Below are 2855 nucleotides of genomic sequence, written 5' to 3'. Positions count from 1 at the left end.
TTTATGAACCCATCACAAAAATTCCTCTCCAAACTTGGCGTAGCTGAACCAACAGATCCGCACGATGAAAAGCCGCTGGACAACCGCCGCTCTTTCCTGAAAAGAACCCTGGGCGGCTTGGCGCTGGGCGGTTTTATGTTTGCACCCCTGGAAGATACGCTGGCCTTCAGCACCTCCAAAGTGAACCGCAACTCCTCACCGTCTGATCTTAAGATCACAGATATGCGCTATGCAATTGGTATGAATTCAACGGGACGTTGTCCCATTATCCGTATAGACACGAATCAGGGTATTTACGGCCTGGGTGAAGTGAGGGATGGCGCAAGCTGGCGTTATGCACTGTTCCTGAAAAGCCGCATCCTGGGCATGAACCCCTGCAGCGTGGAAATGATCTTTAAACGTATTAAACAATTTGGCTTTCATGGCAGGCAGGGAGGAGGTGTCTCCGGTGTAGAAATGGCGTTATGGGATTTAGCCGGTAAAGCATATGGCGTGCCCGTGTACCAGCTGTTAGGCGGTAAATACCGCGATCGCGTAAGGTTGTATGCAGATACGCCTGAAGTGGAAGACCCCACTGAATTTGCTGCTAAGCTCAAAGACCGCCTGGAAGGTAAAGGCTACACTTTCCTGAAAATGGATTTTGGAATTGAGCTGCTGAAAAATACGCCCGGCGCTTTGGTGAATGATAATTTCTGGGATGTAGGCAGGCAGTGGACCAATCAGCCTATGACCTATGGCGCTACGGAACACCCGTTCACGCAGGTGCAGATCACACCCAAAGGACTGGATATACTGGCGCAGCGCATCAGCCAGGTGCGGGAAGCAGTAGGCTATAATATACCATTGGCATCTGATCACTACGGACATTTTGATCAGAACAACGCTATTCGTTTAGGCAAGGCCGTAGAGCCCTACCGTTTGGCCTGGCTGGAAGATCTGATCCCCTGGAAGTTCACCGAACAATGGAAACAGATCACCAATGCTATAGATACGCCTACGCTTACCGGGGAAGATATTTATCTGAAAGAAGAGTTCATTAAATTGATTGACGCACATGCAATAGATCTTATACACCCGGATCTTGCAACAGCCGGCGGTATCCTGGAAACCAAACGTATTGGTGATTATGCAGAAGAGAAAGGCGTGGCCATGGCCATGCACTTTGCCGGCCTGCCCATTTCGTTTATGGCCAATGTGCATTGTGCTGCTGCAACGCAGAATTTTGTAGCGCTGGAACATCACTCGCTGGATGTACCGTATTGGAATAGTTTGGTGAAGTCAGATAAGCCGCTCATTGAAAAAGGTTTTGCCATTGTGCCGGACAAACCGGGATTAGGCATAGAGCTGAATGATGAAGAGCTGAAGAAACACCTGGCGCCTGAAGATAAAAGTTACTTTGCACCTACGCCGGAATGGGATGATAACCGCTCCTGGGACCGGCTGTGGAGCTGATACTATAAACCATTCAATTATGTACAAACTGTCCTGGTATATAGCTGCACTGGCCTTATCTGTGACTATAACGGCAACGGTTACACTGTTATCGCCTGTTATAAAAAAAGCAGTCCTGCATGTTTACACGCAGGACTGCTTTTTTATGTTTAAAATTCTTTATTCTAATGATTATGCGTTCAAATTAAAGCGCAGCACATTTCCTTCGCAGTACTCAATTCGCAATTATCACTTCGGCTCTAATGCTGAAGTGATCCTTTGCACGAGGTCTGTTAAATGATAGCGGCTCATATTATCCGGCATAGCGGCAGCAGCGGTGCGCATCTCGTTACGCAAGGTAGTTAGCTGTGCGCGTGCAATGCTGCTTACATCCGTTCTGCTGGGATCTGCCGGCGCGCTGCCGAACATGATAGTCATACCGCCACTCATGCTGGGACTACCGCCGGGCGACAGCAGCTCTGTAAGATTCTTCACATAGGCCTTTTGCAGGTTGCGGCGGAATATGTCAATAGGCTTGTGCGTATATACTTCACTGAAAATACCTTTCTTCAGATCATTCATCATGTCTGTTGCCTGGTAAGCATTGTTGCCTTCCATGGCCGATGCATTTAACAGCTTGTTCAGTGTGCCGGTGCTTAATAAGCGGTCCAGTACAGGTTCCTGGCGCGCCAGTATCACCGTGGTAGCATCATTACCGGTACGTTGCAAAATATCTTTATCCAATAACCATTTGGGGGTAATGAACAGTTGCTGGTTCAGGAATTTAACAGCCTCCTGCTGGGTAGCTTTGGGTACGGCTTCATACACGGCGCCTTCCTGCTCCACTGTTTTAGGTGTTTCATAAATGCCGCCTACATTTTTGGCTACATGGCCCAGGTACCGGGAGTATTGGCCGGTTATTTCGCGGTACAATTCACCCAGGTTACTGTATCCTTCGTTCGGCTCACGGGTCCAGGCCATAAGGTTGGGAATAATGCGCTGCAGGTTCTTAATGCCGTAATAGCTGGCCTTCATGGCATCATCTCCCAGGTCCTCGTTCTGTGAGCGCGGATCATCGGGGTTGCTTTCCGTACCAAACCAGTAACGTTTATCTTTTAATCGGGTGATGGTCCATTTATTCAGGATAGGCTTTTCAGCTTCGGCGGTGGCGGCTTCCGGGATCTCGCGGTAGCCCCATTCAATAGCCCATTTATCGTAAAAGTTAATACGGGGGTACAGGTCGGCGCCGGTGATACCATCTTCCGGCTGTGCTACATAATTAAAACGGGCATAGTCCATAATGGAAGGAGCATGTCCGTTCTTTTCTACCCAGGCTTTATCGCGCAGCTTTTCTACCGGGTAGGCGGAGCTGGATCCGAAGTTATGCCGCAGGCCCAGGGTATGGCCTACTTCGTGCGAGGATA

General features: G+C 49.1%; 2 protein-coding genes. One reads left to right on the top strand and one right to left on the bottom strand.

Annotation, left to right across the window (positions count from 1 at the left end; translation table 11 throughout):
• Positions 1-1452: mandelate racemase/muconate lactonizing enzyme family protein (locus VIM87_RS23810; protein ID WP_331999429.1), on the top strand; the 1452-nt coding region annotated here is incomplete at its 5' end.
• 228 nt (positions 1453-1680) lie between these two features.
• Here VIM87_RS23810 and VIM87_RS23805 read toward each other — a convergent pair.
• The coding region (locus VIM87_RS23805) for a zinc-dependent metalloprotease (protein WP_331999428.1) at positions 1681-2855 on the bottom strand (1175 nt) is incomplete at its 5' end.

It is taken from the genome of Chitinophaga sp. (genome assembly GCF_036569125.1).
Lineage (GTDB): Bacteria > Bacteroidota > Bacteroidia > Chitinophagales > Chitinophagaceae > Chitinophaga.
Note: the sequence above shows the minus strand (reverse complement) of the source record. Positions and strands in the feature narration are given on the sequence as shown.